Source organism: Blautia intestinalis (assembly GCF_014297355.1).
Lineage (GTDB): Bacteria > Bacillota > Clostridia > Lachnospirales > Lachnospiraceae > Blautia_A > Blautia_A intestinalis.
This window is the reverse complement of record NZ_JACOQE010000005.1, coordinates 160040-180178: the sequence shown is the minus strand read 5'-3', so window position 1 is coordinate 180178 and position 20139 is coordinate 160040. Positions and strand designations below refer to the sequence as shown.

Annotated in this window: 11 protein-coding genes and 2 pseudogenes; 7 read left to right on the top strand and 6 right to left on the bottom strand. The window is 42.2% G+C overall.

The features are described from left to right. The first annotated feature begins 113 nt into the window (after positions 1-113). Positions 114-800, top strand: coding sequence for an MBL fold metallo-hydrolase (locus H8Z79_RS10440; RefSeq protein WP_118040000.1), 687 nt, complete (start codon positions 114-116; stop codon positions 798-800). After that, positions 797-1153: a VOC family protein gene (locus H8Z79_RS10435; protein WP_015541530.1), complete on the top strand. Its 357-nt coding sequence runs from the start codon at positions 797-799 to the stop codon at positions 1151-1153. The genes H8Z79_RS10440 and H8Z79_RS10435 overlap by 4 nt, the downstream gene beginning before the upstream one ends. Positions 1154-1186: 33 nt before the next feature. Here H8Z79_RS10435 and H8Z79_RS17445 read toward each other — a convergent pair. Continuing rightward, a pseudogene (locus H8Z79_RS17445) lies at positions 1187-1378 on the bottom strand (nucleotidyltransferase substrate binding protein); the annotation flags it as partial. A gap of 16 nt (positions 1379-1394) precedes the next feature. On the opposite strand from H8Z79_RS17445, the pseudogene H8Z79_RS17440 reads away from it, so the two are divergent. From H8Z79_RS17440 to H8Z79_RS10420, 3 genes and pseudogenes are all read left to right on the top strand, one after another. Continuing rightward, positions 1395-1599: pseudogene (locus H8Z79_RS17440) on the top strand (ATP-binding protein); the annotation flags it as partial. A 159-nt stretch (positions 1600-1758) separates the two neighbouring features. Then, positions 1759-2220 carry a hypothetical protein gene (locus tag H8Z79_RS10425; protein ID WP_147348997.1) on the top strand — a complete coding sequence of 154 codons (462 nt, stop codon included), beginning with the start codon at positions 1759-1761 and terminating at the stop codon, positions 2218-2220. Positions 2221-2446: 226 nt separating this feature from the next. Beyond that, entirely contained in the window at positions 2447-7813 is a 5367-nt protein-coding gene (locus H8Z79_RS10420) for a leucine-rich repeat protein (protein ID WP_118039898.1), read from the top strand. A 64-nt stretch (positions 7814-7877) separates the two neighbouring features. On the opposite strand, the gene H8Z79_RS10415 is transcribed toward H8Z79_RS10420, so the two are convergent. Continuing rightward, entirely contained in the window at positions 7878-9158 is a 1281-nt protein-coding gene (locus H8Z79_RS10415; RefSeq protein ID WP_015541536.1) for an O-acetylhomoserine aminocarboxypropyltransferase/cysteine synthase family protein, read from the bottom strand. Positions 9159-9310: 152 nt separating this feature from the next. Next, positions 9311-13528: a leucine-rich repeat protein gene (locus H8Z79_RS10410; protein ID WP_118039899.1), complete on the bottom strand. Its 4218-nt coding sequence runs from the start codon at positions 13526-13528 to the stop codon at positions 9311-9313. Positions 13529-13695: 167 nt separating this feature from the next. On the opposite strand from H8Z79_RS10410, the gene H8Z79_RS10405 reads away from it, so the two are divergent. After that, positions 13696-14229 carry a GNAT family N-acetyltransferase gene (locus H8Z79_RS10405; protein WP_015541538.1) on the top strand — a complete coding sequence of 178 codons (534 nt, stop codon included), beginning with the start codon at positions 13696-13698 and terminating at the stop codon, positions 14227-14229. Between the two features lie 88 nt (positions 14230-14317). Then, positions 14318-15898 (top strand): glucose-6-phosphate isomerase, encoded by a 1581-nt coding sequence (locus tag H8Z79_RS10400; RefSeq protein WP_015541539.1) that lies wholly within the window; start codon positions 14318-14320, stop codon positions 15896-15898. A 90-nt stretch (positions 15899-15988) separates the two neighbouring features. Here H8Z79_RS10400 and H8Z79_RS10395 read toward each other — a convergent pair whose 3' ends face one another. From H8Z79_RS10395 to H8Z79_RS10385, 3 genes are all read right to left on the bottom strand, one after another. Continuing rightward, entirely contained in the window at positions 15989-18013 is a 2025-nt protein-coding gene (locus tag H8Z79_RS10395) for an FtsX-like permease family protein (RefSeq protein WP_015541540.1), read from the bottom strand. Further along, positions 18006-18773, bottom strand: a complete 768-nt coding sequence (locus H8Z79_RS10390; protein WP_015541541.1) for an ABC transporter ATP-binding protein — start codon at positions 18771-18773, stop codon at positions 18006-18008. The genes H8Z79_RS10395 and H8Z79_RS10390 overlap by 8 nt, the downstream gene beginning before the upstream one ends. Positions 18774-19082: 309 nt before the next feature. Beyond that, on the bottom strand, positions 19083-20111 hold the full coding sequence (locus H8Z79_RS10385; RefSeq protein ID WP_015541542.1) for a sensor histidine kinase: 1029 nt from the start codon (positions 20109-20111) through the stop codon (positions 19083-19085). Between the last annotated feature and the right edge of the window lie 28 nt (positions 20112-20139).

Here is a 20139-nt window from a genome sequence, read left to right as displayed (position 1 = left end):
AAAAAACGAGGAGCAAGAATAGTCCAGTCGGTCGTATTTTAGAACCGGAAGAAATCGCAAAGGCTGTTTATTTTATGGCAATCGATTTTTCAAGTGCTATTACAGGTGATATCATGAAAATTACTTACATTAATCACAGTGGATTTTTGGTTGAAACCAGAGACTGCTACTATATTTTTGATTATTTTAAGGGTGATTTACCGTATTTTGACAAGAAAAAAGAGGTAATCGTCTTTTGCAGTCACTTCCATGAGGATCATTTTAACCCACAAATCTTTGGGATTCTTGATGATATGGGGATGACATATCAGGCAGTTCTGGCGAATGATATACGAAAAAGGAATCATTTGTCGGATATGAAAATCACATATGTTTATCATGATCAAACTTATAATTTGGATAATGATACCAAAGTCGACACATTGCTATCTAACGATAGTGGTGTAGCATTTATTGTCAAAACAAAGGAAGGCACCATTTATCATGCCGGTGACTTAAACGACTGGTATTGGGATGGTGAGCCGAAAGCTGACAACCAGAGACTTACTTCAGCATATCGTGCGGAGATCAGGAAAATCAGAGGTATGCATTTTGACGCTGCATTTGTCCCCATAGATCCGAGACAGGGAGATCACTATGCCGACGGAATCCTGTATTTTCTTAAAAATATAGATTGCAATGTCATTTTTCCAATGCATTACTGGAATGACGCCAATGTAATTAAGAGGTTTATTACTGAATATCCGCAATATAAGTCACGCATAAAAAACACAGAATGTACAAAAGGAGAAAAATTATGAAATTTAAGATGATTCATGAAAACTATAATGTATCAGACCTGGACCGATCTATTAAATTTTACAACGAGGCCCTTGATCTGCACGAAGTGAGAAGAACGACTACCGATGATTTTATCATTGTGTATCTGAGCAACAATGTAAGTGATTTTGAATTGGAACTTACCTGGCTTAAAGATCATCCACAGCCATATAATCTGGGTGAATGCGAATTCCACCTGGCATTTCAGGCAGAGGATTACGAAGCAGCGCACAAAAAGCACGAAGAGATGGGATGCATTTGTTTCGAAAATGAAGCAATGGGAATCTATTTCATTGTAGATCCAGATGGCTACTGGCTTGAGATCCTGCCGTAAATTTGGTTGGAAAATCCTTCTACGAAACACAGTTTACTGTTTATAGTATTTCGCAACATCGCTTTTGAATTTTTCAAAAAGAGGATAATAAATATTTATAATGTCCTGAAATTTCTCTGCGGCGAAAGTACCATCGTAATCATAAGACAAATGATTTCTGGATTTCAGCATTTGCAGCCAGGTGTCATCATCAATAATACCATTGGTAAATGCCTGTTGTAGAGTTTCGCGTGGAGATTAAAAGAGATACTTACTGGAGAATGGCATTGGCTCTGATCATATTATTGAAATTGCATTGGACGGTATTGAGAACGAGGAATTACGAGACCCCAAGATGTGTTTTAAGTATATCAAGGATGCTATGAAGGATGATGGGAAGTAATTCCAGGTTCCTGTCTAGTGACATTGTGACCGAGTTCCGTGGCTACAATGTTGATGTGGGCGTCGTGCAGATCTGTAATATCCCAGACTCTTTCAAGAAGATTGTCATTGTAAATGGTACCAAGAAAAAAGTAATTTTTCTGCAATGTACATCGAGTACAAATGACAGAGAGAAAATGAAACACAATCTATCATCTTAGGGCATTTCAAATGGGGAAGAATATATGGAAAAAGTATCAAAAGCTACATCATTCTCAACAATACTGATCGGGTTATATATGGTGATTCTCTCCTGTTTGGAAATCGGGGCGATATTATTTTGCAAGATAGCAGGAGATGCCACTATGACAGGGGTCAATATAACTGCAATGACCGGCGGAAGCGATGACTACATAAGTGGATATTTGATCGTTCCACGTATTTTGGGAACTGTATTCAGTGGCATGGCTGAAATAACTGTTTTATTATTGGCAGCAGTGTTATTTATAGTATTACTTATTCTTCTGGCAGTACTGGTCATATCCTGTATATTGATAAAAAAAAGAAAACTGAAAGCAGATGCGTGGATGAAAATAATTATATTTTCAATCCTCACCGGCATGTCAGCATTTTTTATTCAGAGTTCAGTGCTTGCGGTGCTGATGGCTGTTCCGGTTGTGCTGGGTGCATATGTACTTACAAAATAATTAAATGATGATTAAAGGGAGCTTTGTGCCGAAAAGCATGGAGTTCCTTTTTATTTTGCAGGAAAAACTATACGGGATGATAGTTTGCTGAATAGCGAAAGTGCATAAAAAAGAACAATGAAATTTGTATAAAAAGTAGAAACCGATTTCTATGCAGGCAGGTAATTAGATATTTTCTTATTTTGTGATATTTTAGAAATACTATACACATTATAAGGAGAAGTCTATGAAAAAACGAATAATATCCATGCTTTTGGCTGGTATGATGGTTTTAAACAGTGCTGTTGTATACGCAGACGCTGATATAACAGGTGATTACACGACATCTGCAGATACATTTGACAGCGAAGATGAAGTGGCTGTTCAGAGTGAAACTGCCGAAGAAAATGCATCTGCAGATGACAATGAAAGTATAAATGTGAATGAAGCATCAGAAGCAGAGAATGATGAAGTCGCATTCACAGACGGGGATACGGATGAGGTAGAGATTACGGAAGAAAATCCGACAGATGTATCTTCACAGGATGAAAATGCAGAAATAGAGTTTGCAGAAGAAGCAGAGGATATTTTCTCAGAAAATGAAGTGGCAGTGCAGGACGTTGGAACAACCACAGCCAGTGGTACGCTTGCCACAGGTGTAAACTGGTCGCTTTCAGATAATGGAAATCTGCAGTTCAGCGGTTCAGGCGCAATTGAGAAAGATAATGGTCAGGACAACTATCCGTGGGATATGACACAGGTCTTTACTGTAACGATTCAGAGAGGTATCACAGAAATCGGAAGCGGAGCTTTTGCGGATGGAACAAATCTTACGAATGTGGCTGTCAGTGCAGACACTTTGCAGACAGTCAGTGCAGATGCGTTTCAAAATTGTTCAAAAGCGGAGATAAACCTTTATTATTCCGGAAATGCACCGACAGCAATTCCTGCATTTACCGGGACTGCGAAAGTAAGTGTTTATTATAAAGAAGCAGATGTTACATGGACAGATGCATTCAGAGCAGCTTATACAGATGTAACATGGGAACCTTGCTGTACAATAAATGGAATAACGGCAAATACGAACCATAGTTATGTGCGTACAAATAATGAAATGCAGATCCAGACGGATGGCAAGAATTATCCGACAAAGGACAATACCGCATATTATGATGCAACCTGTTCTGTGTGTGGCAATGTCGGCAAAGATTATAATAATTGTATCAACTGTATCGACACGACAGATCTTCAGTCAGATCATCCGTACAATACAGAGACATCGACAGACTGGACAGTATCCATGGAAGGTGCAGAAGAAATCATCCTGACCTTTGATGAAAAAACAAAGTTTGAAATAAACTATGATGACTTCTTCTATATTTATAAAGAAGACGGAGAACTATATCAGAAGTTTATCAATGATCAGCTTGCAGGAAAGACCGTGATCGTACCGGGAAGTTCCGTGACATTGAGACTGACGACAGACTACAGCACAGATGACTGGGGATTTGCAGTCACAAAAGCATATGGAACAACGCATAAATGGGATGCGGGAGTGATTACAAAACCGGCAGAACGGGATCAGACCGGAACAATGAAAAAGACCTGCCAGAAGTGTGGTGAAGTAGTCGAAGAAGTAATCCCGGCACCGTACATCGTATGTGGAAATGATACAAATATTTCGAATTTTTTCTGGGGAATCACACCGGATCATGTACTGGAGCTCTTTGTAGAAAGCGGAAGTGGTGAAAACAATGGGTATTCCTGGAAGGGAACACAGGATGGTCATCAGATAACGTCAGCACCATGGGGAGAGTATGAAAATATTATTGAAGGTGTGCGTGTTAAAAAGGGGATTCCGTATGTTGCGTCTTGTTCCTTTTATGGATTAACGAAACTGAAATGGGCGGAAATTGATGACAGTGTTACATATATAAATAGTAATGCGTTTGAATCTTGTACTGCATTAAAACGCGTGAAGCTATCTGAAAATCTAAGAAGTATAAACTCCGGTGCATTTTCAGGGTGTAAAGCATTAGAGGAGATCAGTTTTCCTGAAAGTGTAACAACAATTGCTAGTGGAGCATTTTACGGGTGTAGTTCTTTAAGTAGCATTAAGATTCCATTAAACTTGAATAATTGCGAAAGCAGTGCTTTTAGTGGATGCACAAATTTACAGAAAATATATATTGAAGATCTGTCACAATGGCTGAATATGAAAGAAGGACCGTCATTCAGTTCATTAAAACCAGATCCGAGAATGAAATTGGAATATTATGTTGGTGGAAAAGCTTTGGAGAATTTAGTGATTCCACAGGATGTTACACGTATCAGGAAAGAGGCATTTACTCATGGACACAATATTAAAAAAGTGACCTTCCATGAAAATATAGAATATATTGATGAGAATGCTTTTTCAGATTGTGAAAATCTTGAGTTAGAAAGTGATAAGCTTCCTAATTATCTGAAAAATATAGGAAAAGGAGCATTTCAGTACTGCGAAAAAATTTCCAGAGTAGCAATTCCGGCAAGTGTTACATATATTGGTGATTCCGCATTTTCGGGCTGTAGTGGGATGACGCAGTATTTATTTGCAGAAGATATAAAACTGGATAAAATTTCATATCAAACCTTTTATGGATGTCGTAATTTAGAGAAGATTGCGATTCCATCAAGCGTAACAACTATAGAAGAAGCGGCATTTGAGGGTTGCGGTAGTTTAGAGAAAATTACGATTCCCTCAAGTGTGACAACTATAGAAGGACGGGCATTTTTTCTATGCAAGAGTTTAGAGAAAATAAACATTCCAGAAAATATAATTAGTATTGGAGATTATGTATTTGATGGATGTTCCAATCTAAAAGAAGTAAAATTTGAAAAAGAAAGTAAACTAGAGACTATTGGAGATGGTGCTTTTTGGTGGTGCGCAATTAGAAGCATCCGAATCCCGGCAGGAGTGACAAGCATAGGAGAAAAGGCACTGGCAGTTTCAAACCTTGTTGATATAACATTTATGGGAGATTTTGGAGACTTTAACTCTATGTTTGAGATGGGTGAATATACTGCCAGAACCATCACCTATTATGCATGCAACAGTACCTGGACTTCATCTGCTGCACAGAAATTTTTCAGTAACCAAAATAATGTTACCCAGAACCCGATCCACATGTCCGAAGACTACACGGTGATTACTCCGGCAACCTGTACCACAGACGGGGAGAAATCTTTCACCTGTGACAAGTGTGGACAGACTTCTACAGGTGTACTTCCGGCTACGGGACACAAGCTGACAGTGAAAGATCATAAAGATGCAACCTGCAATGAAAAGGGTTACGATGTTCAGGTCTGCAGTGTCTGCAACGAAGAAATCAGAACAGAACTGGAGATAGACCTGAATGCCCATAAGTGTGATGAGGGCAAAGTAATCGAACCTACCTGCTCAAGAGACGGATACACAGTTTACACATGTACAGTCTGCGGAAATACAAAACGTGAAAATATCATACCGCATAAAGAACATGTTATAGAGGATATAGTAGTTCCGGCAACCTGCCAGAATCAGGGATATACGAGACATCAGTGTAAAAACTGTGGTTATTCTTATGATGATACATGGACAGAAGCTTCGGATCATGCTTATGAAGCAACAGTGAAAGCTCCTGCCTGCACAGAGCGAGGTTACACAGTTTATACCTGTAAAAACTGTGGATATACCTATACAGATAACTATGTGGGAGCGTCCGGCCATAAATATACAAAAAAGGTTGTTGAGCCAACCTGTGTTTCCAGGGGATATACAGAGAATATCTGTGATGTTTGCGGAAATGAGTATGTATCTGATTATAAGAGTGCAACAGGCCATACATATAAACGTACTGTGAAAGAACCAACCTGTACAGAAGAAGGTTATACACTTCTGACCTGCAAAAACTGTGATTATGAGACGAAGTCAGATCGCCGCAGAGCAAAAGGACACAATTATGAAGAGACCATAACAGAATCTACCTGTACAACAAAAGGATTTATCACATATACCTGTACAGACTGTGGAGACAGCCATAAGGGCAAAGAGACAGATCTCGCACCACATAAATGGGATAAAGGAACCGTTACCAAACAGGCTACTTACCTGTTAAACGGAACCATAGAATACAAATGTGCCGACTGTGATGCAGAATACACAGAAGAAATTCCGATGTTGGGTCAGACAGCTCTCAGCAACTGCACGGTTACACTTTCTTATTACAAAACAGCTTATGACGGTAAAGAGAAAACACCAAAGGTTACTGTGAAAAACAGCAACGGAATTGTAAGTGAAGGCAATTATACGGTTACCTATGCGAATAATATCAATGCAGGAAATGCCAAAGTAATCGTAGCGGCAAAGACAGGCGATGTCAGCATTAAAGGAACAGTAGAAAAAGGATTTACCATTGCAAAAGCAAAACAGTCTGTTTCAGCTGCAAGCATGGATGAACAGATTCATGTTAAGACTTCAACGGAAATTCAGGTGAATGGAATCGGTGATATCTCTCTTGAGACATCTACTCCTGATCTGATTGATATCGAAGAGACAACAGTTACCGGTAAAAAAGCCGGTCTTGCACTGATCAAAGTGACAGCTTCCGGTGATGCAAACCATGAAGAAGCCAGCACGATGGCAGCAGTTGGTGTCAATGAAAAGCATGTCACCGAACAGATTATAGAAAATCAGAAAACTCTGGAAAACGGCGATGTGGAATATGATGAGGTACAGAAATGTACACTCTGTAAAGAAGAAATATCACGCACCACCAGAACTCTTAAAAACATCAAATCCTGCGAAGTTAAGTTGACTGCTTCTACATATATTTATGACGGAAAAGAAGTAAAACCGGAAGTGACTGTACTTCTGGAAGACACCACTTTAAGTGAGGGCACAGATTATCGTCTGGAATATCAGAACAACAACCGTGTGGGAGAAGCAAGTGTTTCTGTTACCGGTATCGGAAATTATACAGACACTAAAACCGTGTCCTTCCAGATTGTAGAAAAGCAGAAGGAGCCGGCAGCCCCTGTAGTTGAAAAACTTGATACAGTAAATATCACTTCAATTGCAAATGCGAAGAAAGGCATAAAACTGACCTGGAACAGAGTCAGTGGAGCACAGGGCTACATCATCTACAGAGCGTACGGAAAAGGTGGATATAAGGCAATCAAGACGGTTACCAACGGAGCAACAGCTGCATATACAGATACCGGTGCAACGACAAACGGTGGAAAATACACATATGCAGTTTGCGCTTATAAAGGAAGCATAAAAGGCGCATATGTTGGAAAAACGTATTATTACCTCAAACAGAACCGCATTTCATCTGTCAAGAACAACGCGTCAAAGAAAGCAACTGTAAAATGGACAAGGAATACAAAAGCAAACGGATATCAGGTGAATTATAAGACTGGTAAAAAACAGAAAACAATTACTGTCAAGTCAAATAAAACACTGAACAAAGTGCTTAAATCACTCAAAAAGAAAGCAACTTATTCTGTGAAAGTACGCTCCTACAAAAAAGTATCCGGAGCAACCTATTATTCCGAATGGAGTTCTGCAAAGAAAGTCAAAATAAAGAAATAAACCAATCAAACCGGGTGCGTCATTGACGCACCCGGTTTGATTGGTTTATTAAAAATTCTTATTTTCAGATTGCATCCAGTGCCTGGGCGATATCTGCGATCAGGTCATTCTTATCTTCAAGGCCACAGGAGATACGGATCAGTCCGGCCGGGATTCCGGCAGCGGCAAGCTGTTCATCGTTCATCTGTCTGTGCGTAGAGGTTGCCGGGTTCAGGCAGCAGGTTCTTGCGTCTGCCACATGTGTTTCAATGGCAGCAAGCTTCAGATTTTTCATGAATTTTTCTGCAGCAACACGACCGCCTTTTAATTCGAAGGATACAACACCACATCCGCCGTTTGGCATATATTTCTTAGAAATTTCGTAGTATTTGTTGGACGGAAGTGATGGGTAGTTGACGAATTCCACTTTGTCATGTTTTTCAAGAAATTCAGCAACAGCCTGTCCGTTTTCGACATGGCGCGGCATACGTACATGGAGAGATTCCAGACCAAGATTTAGTATAAAAGCACTCTGAGGGGACTGTGCACATCCCAGATCTCTCATAAGCTGAGAGGTGCATTTGGTGATGAAAGCACCCTCTTTGCCGAATTTTTCTGCATAGGTAATTCCATGATAGGAATCATCTGGTGTGCAGAGTCCCGGGAATTTGTCTGCGTGAGCCATCCAGTCAAATCTGCCGGCATCAATGATCGCACCACCGAGTGCAGCACCGTGACCGTCCATGTATTTGGTCGTGGAATGAGTAACAATGTCAGCACCCCATTCGATCGGACGTAAATTGACCGGTGTCGGGAAGGTGTTGTCTACGATAAGCGGCACACCATGTGCGTGTGCAGCTTTTGCAAATTTTTCGATATCAAGGACAGTCAGTGCCGGGTTGGCGATAGATTCACCAAAAACGGCTTTTGTGTTATCTTTGAAAGCAGCATTTAATTCTTCTTCGGTGCAGTCCGGATCAACGAAAGTAACATCAATGCCCATTTTTTTCATGGTGACATCAAGAAGGTTATATGTACCGCCATAGATGGAAGAGGAGGAAACAATGTGGCTGCCTGCTTCGCAGATATTAAAAATTGCGAAGAAGTTTGCAGCCTGACCGGAAGAAGTCAGCATTCCGGCAGTACCGCCTTCGAGTGCGGTGATTTTTGCAGCAACATAATCATTTGTCGGATTCTGAAGTCTGGAATAAAAATAACCGGATGCTTCAAGATCAAACAATTTACCCATGTCTTCACTGGTATCATATTTGAAGGTTGTTGACTGATAGATCGGAATCTGTCGTGGTTCTCCGTTGCCCGGAGTATAACCGGCCTGAACGCATTTTGTGTTGATTGAGTAGTCCATAATTTTACCCGCCTTTATATAATATTAGTTTACTTCCATGTTATACCCTTTTATATTGCATGTAAAGAAAAAATACATACTTAATCGGTATGACTGCTATAAAAGAGAAACCCTCTTATGATTTGCTGTAATATCATAAGAGGGTTTTTCTTTTATATTTTTTTGAATCTGACAGATTTGCTCATCCCACGTTTCGGGAATATTTTTTTATAATATTTTGCCTGTTTCTTTGGAACGTAAACGGTCATTTTTGATGGCATTTTTTTGAATGCGTTTGAACCGATATACTTCTGCTTAAGCTGTGTTGTACGGAATTTTATCACTTTCAGTTTCTTACAGTTATAAAATGCCTGAGATCCTATGGCTTTGATGTTTTTTCCAACAGTGATTTTTTTCAGGTATTTGTTGTTTTTGAAAGCTTTGACTCCGATGGAAGTTACTTTGTAATTATATCGGTTAAGTGTTACCTGCTCCGGAATGGTAATGGTGCTGCGTTTTTTATTAAGTGGTTTTACATACTGAACCACCAGCGTTCCGGTGACTTTGTAGACAGCATTGGTTTTTACGTCTTTTATAACCTTGCCTTTCGGATATGCTGCAGGCAGTAAAGCAGATGAAAGTGCAGGGGTCGGTGTGGCTGTCGGTTTTGAAACTTCATCTGGTTTTACGGCGGGCTTATCGTTTTCTGGTGGCTGCGGTATGTCAGGTGTGTCCTGTCCGTTTTGGTAGAATTCGACTTTTACAGTGTAGTGCCTTTGGGTATGACCGTCCGGGGCGGTCAGCGTGTAAATGACAGGTTTGGTAAAATCATGGGCAGTGCCGTTCCAGAAATTTTCAGGAAGTGTAGTGCCGGAACCGGAAGCGTAGTCTGTTTCCGGAATCAGATGTGTGACATCTGTTCCTTCCGGTAAGCGGAGAATGACAGTATCACCACTGATTTCACCGATAACATCCTGTGTAAGATTGCTGTTCTGTGTTTTACGAAGTACAAAATTATAAAATGCGGCCTCATTGGACGGACGCACATGGATTACAATTGTTACAGATAAAGTTGCCTGTGTCACAGTATCACTTATCAAATATGTGGAGCGGTAAGTGCCGGAAGTGCCTGTTATGATTCCGGAATAGCTGAAACAGTCGGAGTAGCCGGGGGCAAAGTCTCTGTTCAGTCCTTTTGGAAGATTTTCATTAACAACGGTCGTTGTATAATTGCCGCTTCCACCGGTAATATCACCGGAGTTTACATATTGAAGGGTCTGGACTCCGGTACTGAGATACAGATCTGTGCCAGTGAGCATCAGCGGTGCAGTAACATTCAGTGTTATAGAGGATGCGGATACGGCACCCCAGTTTCCGGGGAGCGTGTCGGTTGCATAAAACAGAAGTGTCTTACCATTGTCATTCAGAGTAAGATTCTGTTGACGGTCGATCATACTGACATTATTGTCGGAACCAAGGGCAATGTTTATGCCATAAGTTTCCAGTTCATCAGCTCCAAAGACAGGCGACTGTGTTTTGTTACTATAGGTAATGCGGAGTCTTGCTCCGCTCAGATCCAGGCGTTCTCCGGTAGTATAACGGGTTCTGGAAGGTGAAGTTAAGAGTTCAAGTTTGGACGGCGTGGCTGCTTCGACTGTTATGGATTGGTCCAAACGGGCACCGAAGTAGTCAAAAGTGATTTCGGTATCGCCTGCAGTTAATAATCCGGTTTTGTTATAAGTATAGCCGCCGTAAAGGTACACGGAACGTCCTGCTATGACTGCATAAAAACTGGTGCCGGAAGGATCAAATTTTTCTCCCACACTATAGGTAAGCCGGGAAGGCTTTCGGGAAATTTCAAAGTGCGTGATCTGAGCAGCTTCCGGTTTACATATTGGAAGGGAAAAAGTAGTCTGTTTTCCTTTGTAAATTATGGAAATTGTATTTGTACCTTCCATGGAATTGTCAAAGCCGCGGATCATATCCCGGGTGATGGAAATTTCAGTTTTGTTATTAATAACAAGAGTACCGAAATTCCAGAGTATTTCACCAATATAGCAGGATGCCGGGGCATTTTTTACAGAAAGGGAAGTAATATCAGAGGAATCTGTACGCGCCGGAATTCCGTCATCTGAAATCTTCCAGTCACCGTCAAAACTCCATCCTTTATAGGAAGCAGCATCTTTTAACTGAGTATCTGTAAGTAGTCCGCCGGTAGTCAGTTCTTCATCAGAAGAACCAACAAGAGAAATGGAACCGGTTCGTCCATAGCAGTTCAGAATGTGCGCATTCAGACCACCGGATGAATTTATAATATTTGATGCAGCCAGACCACAGATCTGGCCGACATAAGCTTTGCCGCCGGAAACTTTGAGCTGTCCGGCATGGAGACATTCTTTTATTATGCCTCCCATACTGCCGAATTTTTCAGTTTGCCCGGCAATACCGCCGACATAGAGTGGATAAAGATCACCGTTTTTCTTTGAAACAGAAAGACTTCCGTTGCTGACGCATTTTTCGATAGTGCCGTTGTTTGAGCCGGCAATACCGCCAACCAGAGCTTTCATAGGTGCCATTGAAAGGCTGAGTTTCAGTTTGGATGAACAGCCACTGATGATTCCGGCAAGTTCATTCTGGCCTGTAATGCCGCCGAAGCTGGGAAAGACCATGGAGCCGTCACCGCCCATACGCCCGGTTACGGTTCCCGAGACAGAGCATTCGAGGATTTTTCCATCGTTGTATTGAGAAATGATTCCCTGTACATTCTGGCTGTCATCATCAAAGGATGCCATAATCCGTAAATTTTCGATGGTGCCGTGATTGTTTGCAATCAGTGGTTTTTTGAGACCGTAGATTGTATGTTCATTTCCATCCAGATGACCGCTGAAATTGTTTACCGTAAAATTGATTTTGCCATTTGTCTGAATGTCGTCGGTCAGGAAGTAATAAGCGCCCGGATGCTCAGAAATAAGGTTCAGGTCACTGAGTGAGGAAATCTCATATGGATGTGAAGAGCTGCCGTCACCAGTTGCCGGCGAAGAAGAACTTCCACGGTTGTCTATGACTCTATAAATGATGTTATTTCCACCATTGGACGGAACGGAAAAACTATGGTCTTTCAATTTGAGCAGAATCGCAGATGCAGGCGGAAGAGAGCAGCTTTGGCCGCTTTTTCCTGAAAAAACAGGGAATGTCGCTGCCTTCCCGGCGGCGATGCGGTCTCCGGCAAAACTATAGATGCCGGACTGCTCACCGGAAGCAATGGCAGTATAAAAATCTGCCATTAATTCACGAAATGGAATGCCGGTTACCTGAGTCAGATATTCCGCAGAGTTCAGGGAAGAAGCATCTGTTTTATAAAAAGCCAGAAGGATGGACATTGGATCGTAACTTCCGGCCATACGGTCGATCACATAGCGGACAAAGAGATAAGGCATGCCGTAATCCTGAGCGGTATCATCTCGATAGGTTTGATAGATCAGAGAAGAACCGCTGCGAATGGCAGAGTTACCGGAAATGCCGTTCAGCCATCCGCTGGAATCTACGCCACCCCAAAGATAATCCATTGCAGCTACAGACAGACCTTCATTCAGCCACGTATATTTCCCGGAAGAGGAAAATCCGGTTTTCAGCCAGAGAAGTGCGTGCTGGCCTTCATGAACCAGGAGACCGTTCCTTTTGGACATTTCTCCGGAAACATAGGAGGAGGCAGCAGGGGTATTGATATGAATTGCGGTGATTCCGGTATCGTACATATACATACCGCTGGCACTGCTCAGAGACTCCAGAAGGATGGAAAGCTTTCCGGAGTTGTCTTCGTATGGGATGGAGCCATCTGCAAGATCGTTCAGAATGCGGTAAGGCTGACCGTCATAGACCTCTGCCATATCTTTTGCAATGAGACTGGTCTTGCCGGCAGCATCATAGTCAGATTTCATCGTTTTGTCCATCCAGATATAGCAGTGTTCTCCGATGCCGATACATATGTAAGTTTTCCCGGAACTGTTTGAGCCGTGGATGGATTTTTCTTCTCCGATCTGATAAGTCACAGATGAAGTCGGGAGAGAAAAAGCGGAATCTGAGTCGGGAGAAGATGCCGGAGTATTATCTGCAGATAAGCTATTACCGGAAGGATACGATGTGAATGAGCCGGTACAGGAAGTGGCTGCAGCAGAAGAATAAGATGAAGTGCTGTCACCATCGTCAAAGACCAGAGTCCCGGTCTCCTGAGATGCAGATGTATCTGTGTTTATAATAACTGCATATTCGCCGGAAAGTGTCTGGCCTGATGTGCCTTCAAGTACATCCGCATTTGCAGAAAGACAGTAAAAGAGACTGGTAAACAAAAGGCAAATCCCGGCAGCAAAATGTTTTATACTTTTTCTTTGCATATAAAATCTCCTTCGGATTATTTTAATGATATTCTATCATTTTTGAGCAGTACAAGCTATGAGATTTGCGTTATTTATTATTGAAATTCGAAAATTTTGATGTTACACTTCGGAGTAAATGCAAAGCTGTTTTGGATTAAAAAATACAGGAAATGGAGTGAAGAGTTATGACAGAGAAAAACGACACGAGTCGATTAACTGAAAAATATATTTTTAGAAATATACGTCAGGAGGAAATTACACAGACCGCAGAGATTGAGAAAATCTGTTTTCCTCCGAATGAAGCATGCTCTTATGAACACATGGAAAAACGTGTGGAAAAAGCACCGGAGCTTTTTCTTGTAGCAGAAGATCGCTCTACAGGACGAATAGCAGGATTTCTCAATGGGCTTGCCACGGACAGAGAACATCTGACGGATGATTTTTTTACAGATGCAGAAATGCATGATCCGAAAGGAAAGAATATTATGCTTCTGGGACTGGATGTACTTCCGGAATATCAGCATCAGGGACTGGCAAGGGAACTGGTGCGCTGCTATAAAGAGCGTGAAAAAGCAAACGGCAGAGAAAAACTGATCCTGACCTGCCTGCCGGATAAAGTAGAAATGTATCAGAAGTTTGGCTTCAAAGATCATGGTATCGGCGGGTCTGTCTGGGGCGGCGAGGCATGGCATGAGATGAGTGTGGAACTGCGGGGTTGAATTTACCCCCATTTGATATTATAATCAAAGAGATTGAGAATGAATCCTGACACAACGGGAATATTTAATTTTAAGGAGGAATCTGATTATGATTACCTGGAACAATCTGGATACTCTTGAATCATTCAAAGAGCTTTCCGATGTAAAGAAAGTAAATCTTGCAGAAGTGATGACCGGCGAGAACGGTGCAGAGCGTGTAAAGAATTACAGCGTACCGATGGCTGCAGGAATGGCATATAACTATGCTGCAAAGCAGGTAGACGATGATGTACTGGAAGCTCTTAAGAAACTGGCAAAAGAAGCTCAGCTTACAGAAAAATACGCAGCTCTCTACAATGGAGAAGTGATCAATACAGGTGAAAAACGTCTTGTTCTTCATCAGCTTACCCGTGGACAGCTTGGAGATACTGTTACAGCAGATGGCGTGGACAAGCGTGCTTTCTATGTAGAACAGCAGCAGAAGATCGCTGATTTTGCAAACAAAGTACATGCAGGTCAGATCACAAATGCAGCAGGTGAGAAATTTACAACTGTTGTTCAGATCGGTATAGGCGGAAGTGACCTTGGTCCTCGCGCAATGTACCTTGCTCTTGAAAACTGGGCAAAGAAAAACGACAAATTCAAAATGGAAGCCAAATTCATCAGCAACGTAGACCCGGACGATGCAGCAGGCGTTCTGAGTACAATTGATGTAGCACATTCCATTTTTGTACTGGTATCCAAATCAGGTACAACTCTTGAAACCCTGACAAATGAATCCTTCGTTAAAGACGCACTTAAGAACGCTGGTCTGGATGCTTCCAGACATATGATCGCCGTTACAAGTGAGACTTCTCCTCTTGCAAAGAGTGATGATTACCTTGCAGCATTCTTTATGGATGATTATATCGGCGGACGTTATTCTTCCACATCTGCAGTTGGCGGTGCTGTATTATCTCTGGCATTCGGACCGGAAGTGTTTGCAGATTTCCTTGCAGGTGCAGCAGAAGAAGACAGTCTTGCAAAGAATGAAGATGTAATGCAGAACCCGGCTATGCTGGATGCCCTGATCGGTGTATATGAAAGAAATATTCTTGGATATCCGAGCACTGCAGTTCTTCCATATTCACAGGCTCTGAGCCGTTTCCCGGCACATTTACAGCAGCTTGATATGGAATCAAACGGTAAATCAGTAAACCGTTTTGGTGAGCCTGTAGATTATGTGACAGGACCGGTAATCTTCGGTGAACCGGGAACAAACGGTCAGCATTCCTTCTATCAGCTTCTTCATCAGGGAACAGATATCGTACCGCTTCAGTTCATCGGATTTAAGAACAATCAGATGGATACAGATGTTGTGATCCAGGGAAGCACAAGCCAGCAGAAACTCTGCGCAAACGTTGCAGCTCAGATCGTAGCTTTTGCATGCGGTAAAGCAGATGATAACAATAACAAGAACTTCGAAGGCGGACGTCCGTCCAGCATTATCATCGGCGAGCAGGTAAATCCGGCAAGCCTCGGTGCACTTCTTGCTCACTTCGAAAACAAAGTTATGTTCCAGGGATTCCTGTGGAACTTAAACAGCTTCGATCAGGAAGGTGTACAGCTTGGTAAAGTCCTTGCAAAACGTGTTCTTGCACACGAAACAGACGGCGCACTGAAAGTATTCAGCGACCTTCTGAACATCTGATTTTGAATCAGATCAATTATGAAATAATAAAGGCCTTTCACTTACAGATGAAATTCTGCAGGTGAGGGGCCCTGTTTAGTTTATTAAATTCTATTTTCGTTCCACGATATGATAATAAGATTTTGCAGTCATGATGTAGATCAGACCGTATACCAGAGCAAAGATCAGTACTGTTCCGGCAGTACAGCCAATGAACAGTTTTGTGTTTGTCATGCCGAAGAGCAGGAGCATCCGGCGGATCAGTGGAAATGCCATTGAAATATGAAGCATTGCCATGAGAAGAGGAAGGAAAAATACCATCAGGATCTGGCGGCGGATTGAACTTCTGACTTCCCGGTGACTCAATCCTACTTTCTGCATGATTTCAAATCGGTTCTGGTCTTCGTATCCTTCTGAAATCTGTTTGTAGTAGATGATCATGGCAGTTCCCATGAGGAAAAGAGAACCGAGGAATATTCCAATGAACAGAAGAGAACCGTTGTCTGCATAGTAGGAATCGTATTCTTGCGCACGTATTCCGGAAGTGATCCAGGAGTTATCAGACAGTTGTCCATTATCTTTCAGAGCCTTTATTGCATCCAGTACCGGTGTGCCATAGGCGATTTTTGTTGAATCAGAACCGGTGATGTCCAGACCGAGATGAACAGTCAGATCCTGTCCGGCAGGAGATGCGGAGGCATCTTTATACATTTCTGTACGCATCTCGTCAAATTTTTCAAAATCAGAATCAGTGACGACAAATACAGCATTACCATAGACAATATCCCGTCCACAGGTCAGAGGAGAATCCGCCAGCCATTTTTTTACAGAAAAGACGGAATCATTGACAGTGAGAGAATCTGATTTTTCAAAAATATTTGAAGCCCACGCAAGAATCTTACCATCCTGTAATGCAGGATCTGTTCCAGTCAGTTTTTCATATTCTGACTGACGTACAAGGGAGAGCGTCAGTACGGAAGCAGAATCGCGTAATGTATTTGGTTCTGCAATCTGAATCTGCCCGTTATCGAAATGACTGATGATCGTGAGATAGATTTCTTCTGCTTTTTTATCTACAGGAACAGCATTATCGGAAATTGCTTTTTCAAAAGCATCTATGGCAGTCTGACATTCTTCTTCGCTGACACTGGTAATGGAAAGATCCGTATCGTATGGATAACGGTTTACCATAATATCATTCATGCCAAAGTAAATGGAGACCGTCATGGAGATCATCAACAGAACGCCGGTACTTAAAATACAGATGCTTGCCAGACCGACCGCATTCTGTTTCATACGGTAAAGCATGCCGGAGATGCTGATGAAATTGCCGGTTTTGTAGTAAAATTTTTTTCTGCGGCGAAGAAATTTCAGAATCACAATACTGCCTGCAGTAAAGAGCAGATAAGTTCCTGCCATAACAAGAATTACCGCAAGAAGAAAAATGGAAATTGCACTGATTGGAGACTCTGTTGTGATGGCGAGGTAATAACCGATGCCAAGGCAGACAAAGCCGATCAGAGCCATAAGCCATTTTGCTTTAGGTTCTTTTTCACCGGTATTGTTGCCGTGAAGTAGTTCGACGGGACGGTTCAGGCGGATTTTGGCAAGATTTAAGAACAGAATCAGTAAAAAAATTCCGCCGAACATCACCATACAGATAACAATTCCCTTTAATGAAACATAAAATCCAAGTACAGCGGGAATATGAAGCAGTCGAAGCAGAAGAAGGAGCGCAAGTTTGCTGCCAAGAATTCCGGCTGCGATTCCGGCTATGAGGGAGATCACGGTTGTGATAATTGTTTCCAGCAGCATAACAATGCCGATATGTGTTTTTTCCAGACCGAGAACATTGTAAAGTCCGATTTCTTTCTGTCTTCGTTTCATCAGGAAACTGTTGCTGTAGATCAAAAAGATCACACAGAAGATAATAACAATGATTTCTCCGGTGGAAAGTATCATGCGGACTTCGGCAGCATGGCGGACGGCCTGATCAAGTGTCGGGCAGTCACGAAGGAATTCCATCATATAGATCATGGCGATGCAGAAGATGCAGGTGATCATGTAAGGAATGTAGGTATTTTTGTTGTTGCGGATATTCTGGATGGCCAGTTTTGAAAAGATTCCTTTACGCATGATATTCACCGCCCGTCGTCAGTATAGTAAGGGTGTCGGCAATCATCTGATACATTTCCTGACGGGATTTACTGCCTTTGTAGATCTGATGAAAAACTTCTCCGTCTTTAATAAAAAGTACTCTGGACGCATGACTTGCTGCCTGTGCACTGTGTGTGACCATCAGAATGGTCTGTCCATCCTCGTTGATCTCGCCAAACATGGAAAGAAGTGCAGATGCAGCACGGGAGTCGAGTGCGCCGGTCGGTTCATCAGCAAGAACCAGTTTCGGGTTTGTGATCAGTGCTCTTGCAACAGCTGCACGTTGTTTCTGGCCGCCGGAAACTTCATATGGAAATTTGTCCAGAAGCTCTGTAATTCCAAGTGTTTTTGCAATCGGTCGGATCTTCTGCTCCATTTCGCGGTAATCTTCTCCGGCAAGCACGAGTGGGAGATAAATGTTGTCGCGTAAGGAAAAAGTGTCCAGAAGATTAAAATCCTGAAAAACAAAACCGAGATTTTTTCTTCGGAAAGCGGAGATTTCTTTTTCTGTAAGGTGGACGATGTTTTTTCCTTCGAGAAGAACTTCTCCTGATGTCGGACGGTCGAGAGATGCAAGGATGTTGAGCAGTGTGGTTTTTCCGGAACCGGATTCGCCCATGATCGCGACGAACTCACCTTCTTCTACAGAAAAAGTGACGTTGGAAAGTGCCTGTACTTTGTTTCCGCCAAAGCGGGTGCTGTATATTTTTTTGATATTTGTTACTTCAAGTAAAGCCATAACCGGGGCTCCTTTCTTTTGATTGATGAGACAAGTATAGAAATTTTTCCCGGCTTCTGCCATCGAAGCAGGTTACAATATACGAAAAAACCTTACATTTCTGTAAGGTGATTTCAAAAAAGTTATTTGATGAAGTGTAACTATTCAGAAGGTAGTATCCCGCGAGGTGTTTTGGCATGTTTTTTGCCAAAATCCCGAGACATATAAGGCAAAATGCCATCACCGAAGGTGATTTGGAATGCATTTTGACTCGTAACTGTGAGGGTACTGAACAGTTACGATGAATTTTATTCCATAGTCAGCATCAGATCAGTACATCGTCAGATTTTCCTGAGAAAATTCCAGAAAAACTTTCGTGCCTTTTCCTTCTTCGGAAACTGCATAAATGCGATGGCCAAGGCAATTCATGATCTTGTTGCAGAGGTACAGACCGATTCCGGTCGCACGATTGCTTTCCCGTCCGTTGACTCCGGTGTAGCCTTTTTCGAAGATGCGCGGCAGGTCTTCTGCACGAATGCCGATGCCGGTGTCTTCGATTACGAGTGTAATGGGAGTTGTCGGAGTTATGTTTGAAACATAGTTCCTGACAGGAGAATTTTTCAAATAAATATGGATACCGCCGGTACGGGTATATTTGAGTGCGTTTGAAAAAATCTGCCCGATCACAAATCCGAGCCATTTTTCATCGGTCAGGACACTTTCAGAGATTCCGTCATAAGTGAGGGAAAGCTTCCTGGAAACAAAAATTCCGGCGTATTTATGAATCTGATCGCGGATGACCGAGTCGAGAGAACAGCAGGAAAGTGTCAGGTCAGAAGACATGTCTTCTGTACGAAGATAACCGAGAACCATTTCGACATACTGCTCAATCTTGAAAAGTTCAGCGAGAGCTTCTTTATTTGTGGAGGGATTTTCCTGAAGGAGCAGACGCAGGGCAAAGATAGGAGTTTTGATCTGATGTGCCCACATGGTATAGTAATCGGTCATTTCTTCCAGAGATTTCTGGTCGGCGGTTTCTACATTCATACGCATCTGATTCAGACGATGCATGATATCCTGCTGAAGAGATTCAATCTGATCAGATGGTGTATCCATGCGGGACAGATTGATATCCGGTGCTGTGGCTACAAGTGTAAGCTGCTGCAGCTTTTTCCTGTAGTTACTGAAGCCAGTCATACATGCGGTAAGTCCTGCCAGAAGCCAGAGGAGTGCAACGTACAGGACCGGTTCAGGCGACAGCTGATACAGGAAAAAAATGATCCCTGTAAATATTGTCGGAAAAATCATCAGCAGGATATGGAATTTTATTTTGTTCAGGTAGTCGAGAAAGAGTTTCATAAAGTGATTGCTCCATATAAGAAATTAC